Origin of the sequence: Brevundimonas sp. (assembly GCF_016463295.1) — a bacterium.
GTDB lineage: Bacteria > Pseudomonadota > Alphaproteobacteria > Caulobacterales > Caulobacteraceae > Brevundimonas.
Genome location: NZ_JAEMRO010000093.1, coordinates 1 through 7,342, shown reverse-complemented (window position 1 = coordinate 7,342; position 7,342 = coordinate 1). Strand labels below are relative to the sequence as shown.

General features: G+C 64.7%; 9 protein-coding genes. 4 read left to right on the top strand and 5 right to left on the bottom strand.

What is annotated here, in order from left to right; all coding sequences use genetic code 11:
• Positions 1–470 (top strand): CocE/NonD family hydrolase (locus tag JHC81_RS12850; RefSeq protein ID WP_292175300.1); only part of this gene is annotated, 470 nt, incomplete at its 5' end.
• A gap of 3 nt (positions 471–473) precedes the next feature.
• On the opposite strand, the gene JHC81_RS12845 is transcribed toward JHC81_RS12850, so the two are convergent.
• The 4 genes from JHC81_RS12845 to JHC81_RS12830 all read right to left on the bottom strand — a co-directional run bounded on the left by JHC81_RS12845 (position 474) and on the right by JHC81_RS12830 (position 3,560).
• Positions 474–1,421, bottom strand: a complete 948-nt coding sequence (locus tag JHC81_RS12845) for a DMT family transporter (protein ID WP_366466222.1) — start codon at positions 1,419–1,421, stop codon at positions 474–476.
• A 2-nt stretch (positions 1,422–1,423) separates the two neighbouring features.
• Complete coding sequence (locus tag JHC81_RS12840) at positions 1,424–2,626, bottom strand: DUF1343 domain-containing protein (protein ID WP_292175298.1); 1,203 nt, start codon at positions 2,624–2,626, stop codon at positions 1,424–1,426.
• Entirely contained in the window at positions 2,623–3,165 is a 543-nt protein-coding gene (locus JHC81_RS12835) for a DOMON-like domain-containing protein (protein WP_292175296.1), read from the bottom strand. The genes JHC81_RS12840 and JHC81_RS12835 overlap by 4 nt, the downstream gene beginning before the upstream one ends.
• An 80-nt stretch (positions 3,166–3,245) precedes the next feature.
• Positions 3,246–3,560 (bottom strand): hypothetical protein, encoded by a 315-nt coding sequence (locus tag JHC81_RS12830; RefSeq protein ID WP_292175294.1) that lies wholly within the window; start codon positions 3,558–3,560, stop codon positions 3,246–3,248.
• A 67-nt stretch (positions 3,561–3,627) separates the two neighbouring features.
• On the opposite strand from JHC81_RS12830, the gene tyrS reads away from it, so the two are divergent.
• The 3 genes from tyrS to JHC81_RS12815 all read left to right on the top strand — a co-directional run bounded on the left by tyrS (position 3,628) and on the right by JHC81_RS12815 (position 6,049).
• Entirely contained in the window at positions 3,628–4,884 is a 1,257-nt protein-coding gene (gene tyrS / locus JHC81_RS12825; protein WP_292175292.1) for a tyrosine--tRNA ligase, read from the top strand.
• A 12-nt stretch (positions 4,885–4,896) separates the two neighbouring features.
• Positions 4,897–5,364, top strand: a complete 468-nt coding sequence (gene bcp, locus JHC81_RS12820; protein ID WP_292175290.1) for a thioredoxin-dependent thiol peroxidase — start codon at positions 4,897–4,899, stop codon at positions 5,362–5,364.
• 94 nt (positions 5,365–5,458) lie between these two features.
• A complete protein-coding gene (locus JHC81_RS12815) occupies positions 5,459–6,049 on the top strand; it encodes a polymer-forming cytoskeletal protein (RefSeq protein WP_292175288.1) in 591 nt (196 codons plus the stop codon).
• Between the two features lie 160 nt (positions 6,050–6,209).
• On the opposite strand, the gene prfB is transcribed toward JHC81_RS12815, so the two are convergent.
• Positions 6,210–7,332 (bottom strand): peptide chain release factor 2 gene (gene prfB, locus JHC81_RS12810; RefSeq protein WP_292175302.1). Its coding sequence is split into 2 segments (ribosomal slippage): positions 6,210–7,262 and positions 7,264–7,332, totalling 1,122 coding nucleotides; the frame shifts between segments, so codons are not numbered across the junction.
• Positions 7,333–7,342 lie beyond the last annotated feature (10 nt).

Genomic DNA, 7,342 nt, shown 5'->3' with positions numbered 1-7,342 from the left:
TGCGCTACAACTCGCGCGGCGTCGGCAAGTCCCAGGGCGAGTTCGACAGCGGCATCGGTGAACTGGCCGATGCGGCCACCGCTCTGGACTGGCTGCAGTCCAACAACCCGGCCGCCACGCAGACATGGGTCGCCGGCTATCAGTTCGGGGCCTACATCGGCATGCAGCTCTTGATGCGCCGGCCCGAGACGGACGGTTTCATCTCCGTCTCGCCGCCCTCGAACATGTATGATTTCAGCTTCCTGGCCCCCTGCCCGGCCTCTGGATTGTTCCTGCACGGCACCAACGACACCGTCGTGCCGCCGATCGAGGTGGAGCGGGTCGTCAACAAGTTGCGCACCCAGAAGGGCATCGTCATCGACTATGAGTTGGAAGAAGGTGCCAGCCACTTCTGGCAGGACCACGTCGATGCCGTGGATCGCCGTGTCGGGGCCTATCTGGACAAGCGTCTGGAAGAGAATCCCGCCTGACGCCTAGCGGTCGCCGTCCACGATGACCTCGGTCGTGTGGCGGTGCGCCCGCAGGCACCAGACGACGCTGACGACCATCATCGTCATGGCGACGATCTCGATGAGGGTCGGCCCCCGACCTTCCCAGAGATAGCCATACAGGAAGGCGAACAGCGTCTCGAACACGATCAACTGGCCCAGCAGCGACAGAGGCAACAACCGGCTGGCCTGGTTCCAGAAGGCGTTCCCGACGATGGAGGCCAGGATGGCGACGCCGACGCTCACGCCAGCCAACCGCGCCCACTGATCCGCCCACGCCCCTCCCGACCCGAGAAGGGCCGGCACCGCCAGCAGCAGGGCAAACCCGCCGGTGACCACACCGGTCAGCAGCGACCAGTCGTGGGCCCCCACCTGCGGCAGACGCGCCATCCAGCGGCTGTTGCCGATCGCATAGGCCGACCAGCTGATCAAAGCCGCAAAGCCGCACGCCAGGCCGATCAGGACCGAGGTCGTATCGCGCTGACCCGCCTCGCGCGACACGCTCTCCCAGCCGATCAGGCCCACAGCCAACGCCGCTAGGACAATCGGGGGCAACACCCGCCGCAACGGCGGCGCATCGGCATCGCGCAGTCCCCAGACCGCCACCGCGACCGGCACCATGCCGACCAGCAGGGCGGAGGCCGCGATACCGGCGAAATGCACGCTGACCACCAGAAACAGATAGTAGACGATGTTCCCCGCCAAACTCAGCCAGGCCAGCGCCAGCCACGCCCTTCGATCAAGCAGTGCCGTCACCCGCGACCATCGGGGGGCCAGCAGGACTGCGGCGATCAGACCGTAAGCCAGATACCGCCCCGCGCTCATCAACAGCGGCGAGGCGTCGGGTGCGATCTTCGGCGCGAGGAACACCAGACCCCACAGAGCCCCGGCACCCATGCCGCTGAGGACGCCGATCAGACGGTCGCGCGGCACCGTCAGTACAGCAGGTGAGGGCGGCGTATCTCCTCCCAGGCCTGCTCTTCCGGCCGGGCCAATGCGTCCAGATCGTCTGGCACCGACGCCGGATCGTCGACCCATTCGCGCAGACCCGGCCCGCCGTTGATCACGTCGATCGGCAGCTTGCCGAACGCATACTCATACGGAAAATCCCGCCACAGATCATAGTCGGGATACAGCCGCCGGATGGCCTTGAAACCCAGGGCCTGCACCCGCCAGGGCCTGAAGGCCTCGTGGTCATAGGCCGGGTCGTCGACGTGGATCTGGACCCCCGAGCACAGCGTGCCCACGTGTTTGTGGAAGGTCGGCTCGAACCACATGTCGCGCAGCACGCAGCCCTTCAGCCACTGCGGCGCGAAGGACTGCATGTCTGCGATGACGGCGCGGGCGTCGATGTCCGGCGCGCCGAACAACTCCAGCGGACGGGTGGTGCCGCGGCCCTCGGACAGGGTCGCTCCTTCCAGCATGACGGTGCCGGCATAGGCGCGGGCCATGGAGACATTGGGCGCATTGGGGCTGGGGTTGATCCAGCTGCGCTGGTTCAGCGGCCAGCCATAGCCCGGTGCCTCGTCGGGTTTCCAGCCCTGCATCTTGACGACGCGATACGCCACGTCCAGCTTGAAGTGATCGATGAACCAGTGGCCCATCTCGCCCAGGGTCATGCCGTGCCGCATCGGCATGGGCCCGGCCCCAACAAAGCTCTCCCACCCCGGCTGCAACAGCGTGCCCTCAACGGGTCGCCCCGCCGGATTGGGTCGGTCCAGCACCCAGACCTCCTTGCCGTGCTCGGCCGCCGCCTCCAGCATGTAGAGCAGGGTCGTCACGAAGGTATAGATGCGGCACCCCACGTCCTGCAGGTCGATCAGGACGACGTCGAACGTACTCATCATCTGGCCCGTCGGTCGACGAACCTCGCCATATAGGCTGAAGACGGGGATGCCGTGCACCGGATCGGTCTCGTCCGGGGTCTCCATCATATTGTCCTGAAGGTCGCCTTTCATCCCGTGCTGCGGGCCGAAGGCGGCGGTCAGACGGATGTCCGGACAGGCCATCAGGGCGTCCACCGAATGGGTCAGGTCCGCCGTCACCGACGCCGGGTGTGCCACCAGGCCTACGCGGCGACCCTTGAGCGCGGCCTGCAACTGAGGCTCGGACAACAGGCGATCGATGCCGAACTTCATGCGGGCTCCGTCAGGTCCAGGGTAAATGATGCGGGGTGGTGGAAGTCGGGCTTATCGGATGGATGGTTCAGCGCCCAATATGAGAGTGTACCGTCCGTAGCTTCAATGACGGCAGAAAAACCCAAGAAGGTTGCGTTTGGAGGCAGAGTAAGTTGGGCGCTCAGCAAGGCATCGTAAGCCTCAAAGCGTATGCCACTCGACGCCACAAACTCGGTGGCTGGTGTCAGCCCGCTTCGATAATGTTCAAAATGATAGACAGCCCAAGCCGACGATGGAGACAAATTGTATTCCCAATAGCCCGCGCTGGTTTGAACGAAGACTTCGAAGCATGTCGTTTTCCACAAGTTATCACGTCGTTTCGGCTCTTCTAAAGGGGGCCAGATAATGCAGTCCGTGTCCTCGTGAGTAACAAACACGACCGATAGAACATTGCCGTTCTTTTCAAAGTCAACGGTAAGCTCAGTGGGCGGCCCCTTGGCTGACGGGTGCGGCACAAGTCGGGCTCGCTTCGGGCCATTGGAACGTTTTCGCCAGAACATTGTCCGGTGCTACACGCCCGACCCCCACCAAGCCAAGACCTCGTAGCCATCCCCGATAACTGACCGGCAGACCTTGAGTGTCACAACTCGCCGTACCAGTCTGGGCCGTTAGCGAACGCCGCGGCCAGGGCGTAAATCAAGGCAATCAGGCCGACGATTACAGCGAGCCCGGCCCCCACCACGACAGCCCAGGCCAGACCATACCGCCCCCGCCGCCAGAGCTGCATCGCTCCCCACCCGGCAATCGCACTTAGCACAACCAGCACCAGCGTCGGCTGACTGAAGACCCGTACGCCCCCGACACCCATGCCAAGCACCAGAGCCAGGCCGAAGAAGACGCCGCCGGTCGCCAGCAACTGCCAGCCGATGGCCTGATGGCGAGGATTTAGGGTCATTCGCATTCGCTCCGTTCGAACCTCATGCTAGAGCCTGTGCCCTCCCCAACATAACTGACCCTTTCTGATGACCGACACTGCCTTCCAGTCCGACTTCCTCAAGACCATGCAGGCGCGGGGCTACATCCATCAGATCACCCACCCGGCCGAACTCGATGCGGCAGCGAAATCCGGCATCGTCACGGGCTACATCGGCTTCGACGCCACAGCACCGTCGCTTCACGTCGGTCACCTGATCCAGATCATGCTGCTGCGCCGTCTTCAGCAGGCCGGGCACAAGCCCATCGTCCTCATGGGCGGTGGCACCACCAAGGTCGGCGACCCCAGCTTCAAGGACACTCAGCGCCCTCTGCTGACCGAAGAACGCATCGCCGAGAACATCGCCGGCATCCGGGGCGTATTCGAGAAATTCCTGACCTTCGGTGACGGCCCGACCGACGCCGTCATGCTCGACAACGACGAGTGGTTGTCGAAACTGGGCTACCTCGAGTTCCTGCGCGACTACGGCACCCATTTCACCGTCAATCGGATGCTGAGCTTCGACTCGGTCAAGCTGCGGCTGGAGCGCGAACAGCCGCTGACCTTCCTCGAATTCAACTACATGCTGATGCAGGCCACCGACTTCCTGGAGCTGAACCGCCGCTATGGCTGCACGCTGCAGATGGGCGGATCGGACCAATGGGGCAACATCATCAACGGCGTCGAGCTGACCCGGAAGGTCGATCAGAAGGCCGCCTTCGGCCTGACCACGCCGTTGCTGCAGACCGCCTCTGGCCAGAAAATGGGCAAGACCGTCGGCGGCGCCGTCTGGCTGAACGCCGACGCCCTGTCGCCCTATGACTACTGGCAATACTGGCGCAACACCGAGGATGGTGACGTTGGCCGCTTCATGCGCCTGTTTACCGACCTGTCGGACGCCGAGATCGCGGGCTATGAGGCGCTGGAAGGCGCGGCGATCAACGATGCCAAGAAGGCCCTGGCCGACGCGACGACGACCATGTTGCATGGCGCGGATGAAGCCGCCAAGGCACGCGCCGCCGCAGAGGGGGCCTTCGAGCGCGGCACCCTGTCTGCCGATCTGCCCACCGTCGAACTGCCATCGGCCGAAGTGATCGGGGCCATGATTGCCGCCGTCACGACACGCGCAGGCCTGACGGCGTCCAACGGCGAGGCGCGGCGCCTGGCCCAGGGCGGTGGACTGCGACTGAATGACGAGGCGATTTCCGATGGCGCGCGGCTTATCGAGTCGTCTGACATCAACGCAGACGGCGTCCTGAAACTGGCCGCCGGCAAGAAGAAGATCGTCCTCGTCCGTCCCGTCTGAAGCGAGAAATCCATGACCGAGATTACCGAGGGCACCCCCGCCCCCGCGTTCGACCTGCCAACCGACAGCGACGCCACCGTCTCGCTGGATGGGCTGAAGGGGCGCACGGTCGTGCTGTATTTCTATCCCAAGGCCGATACGCCCGGCTGCACCAATGAGGGCAAGGACTTCACCGCCCTGGCGGCTGATTTCGCTGACGCCGGAGCGGTCGTCATCGGGGTGTCGAAAGACCCGATGAAGAAGCTGCAGAAGTTCAAGGCCAAGTACGATCTCGACGTCGTGCTGGCTTCCGATGAGACGGCGGGCGTGACCGAAGCCTACGGCGTCTGGGTCGAGAAGAGCATGTACGGCAAGACCTATATGGGTATCGAGCGCGCGACCTTCCTGATCGATGGCGAAGGCATCGTGCGCCGCGTCTGGCGCAAGGTCTCGGTCAAGGGGCATGCCGAAGAAGTTCTGGACGCCGTCCGTGCGCTGTAGGTTCGACGAGCGCTGATCGGAACCAGTGCTTGCCACCCGGCAAGGCCTGGGCCTAACTGCCGCCGGGGCTTTTACACGACAGGCGGAGACAGCCATGTTCAACAAGAGCAAGTCGGACGACAGTTTGAACATCCCGTCGATGACGGACCGACCACCGGAGCCCGCGCGCGCGCCGGAAACCCCGCGCCCGACCACGACCGCCGTGACGACGTCGGCCTCGGCGCCGCGCTCGACCAATCTGTCGACCCTGTCCGCCGGTGTCCGCTACGAGGGCAACATCTCGGGCGGCGGCGACGTGCAGGTCGACGGCGCACTGAAGGGAGACGTGCGTCTGGCCCGTGTGCTGATCGGCGAGAGCGGCTCGGTCGAGGGGGCCATCACTGCCGACATGATCGAGGTGCGGGGTAAGGTGAACGGCTCGATTACCGCCAAGTCGGTCCGCCTACTGGCCACCGCCCGCGTCGAGGGCGACATCACTCAGGAACAGCTGGCCATTGAGCCAGGGGCCTGGTTCCAGGGCCGCTCCATCCAGGCCAAGCGCGAACTGCCCACCGCCGCAGCCATCGCCGAGGCCGAAGCGGCCAAGCCCGAACGTTATCAGCCCGAAACCCCGGTCGCCCCGGCCATGCCGAATGTGACCGTGGCCTCCAGCAAATCGACCGTGGCACAGGCGAAGTCGGCCTGAACCAAAATTCTCCCTCCCCCTCGGGGGAGGGTGGTCGCGCAGCGACCGGGTGGGGAGGGCTAAAGTAAGGCAGGCCCGGTGCTTGGATCGCCGAGCCCCTCCCACCCTGTCGTCGCTTAGCGCCGACATCCCTCCCTCGAAAGGGAGGGAGAACCCCTCCCTACTCTACCGTCGAACCCCTGGTCTCGCCCACACGCGCGGCCAGCGCCGCACCCATGAAGGCGTCCAGATCGCCGTCCAGGACACCCTGCGTGTCCGAGGTCTCGACGTTGGTGCGCAGATCCTTGACCATCTGATACGGCTGCAGGACGTAGGACCGGATCTGATGACCCCAGCCGATGTCGGTCTTGGCATCCGCCATGGCCTGGGCCGCCGCTTCGCGCTTCTGCAGTTCCAGCTCGTACAGACGGGCGCGCAGCATCTTCCACGCCATTTCGCGATTCTGGTGCTGGGAACGTCCGGCCTGGCAGGCCACGACGGTGTTGGTCGGTGTGTGGGTCAGGCGAACGGCCGAGTCGGTCTTGTTGATGTGCTGACCGCCCGAGCCCGAGGCGCGGTAGGTGTCGGTGCGCACGTCTGCGGGGTTGATGTCGATCTCGATCGTGTCGTCGACTACGGGCGAAACCCCGACGGAGGCGAAGCTGGTGTGACGCTTGGCGGCGGCGTCATAGGGGCTGATGCGGACCAGACGGTGCACGCCCGATTCCGACTTCAGCCAGCCATAGGCATTGGGCCCGCTGATCAGGATGGTGGACGACTTGATCCCCGCCTGCTCGCCCTCTTCCTGGGCCTCGATCTGAACCTGATAGCCATGTGCCTTGGCCCAGCGGCTGTACATGCGCAGCAGCATGCCCGCCCAGTCGTTGGACTCTGTGCCGCCCGCGCCGGAGTTCACCTCCAGATAGGCGTCGTTACCGTCGGCCTCGCCGGACAGCAGGGCCTCCAGTTCGGCGCGGGTGGCGCGATCCTTGATCGCCTTCAGGCCCGCGCGCGCCTCTTCCAGCGTGGCCTCGTCGCCTTCCTCATCGGCCATTTCGGACAGCATGACGCCGTCTTCCAGACCCTGTTCCATCTCGCGGACGGCGTCGATCTGGGCGGCCAGGCGGGCACGGTCACGCGACACGGCCTGGGCCTGTTCGGCATCATTCCACAGCGTCGGGTCCTCGACCCGCGCGTTCAGCTCATCCAGTTTTCGAAGCGAGACATCCCAGTCAAAGACGCCTCCTGAGCAGAGCGAGGCTCTGCTCGATGTCGGCCTTCATGGCCTCGACATCCGGTCTCATCGCAATCTCC

Coding starts and splice junctions, on each gene's coding strand:
- JHC81_RS12840 (WP_292175298.1), bottom strand. CDS start 2,626: ATGAAGTTCGGCATCGATCGCCTGTTGTCCGAGCCTCAGTTGCAGGCC.
- JHC81_RS12835 (WP_292175296.1), bottom strand. CDS start 3,165: ATGTTCTGGCGAAAACGTTCCAATGGCCCGAAGCGAGCCCGACTTGTG.
- JHC81_RS12830 (WP_292175294.1), bottom strand. CDS start 3,560: ATGACCCTAAATCCTCGCCATCAGGCCATCGGCTGGCAGTTGCTGGCG.
- tyrS (WP_292175292.1), top strand. CDS start 3,628: ATGACCGACACTGCCTTCCAGTCCGACTTCCTCAAGACCATGCAGGCG.
- bcp (WP_292175290.1), top strand. CDS start 4,897: ATGACCGAGATTACCGAGGGCACCCCCGCCCCCGCGTTCGACCTGCCA.
- JHC81_RS12815 (WP_292175288.1), top strand. CDS start 5,459: ATGTTCAACAAGAGCAAGTCGGACGACAGTTTGAACATCCCGTCGATG.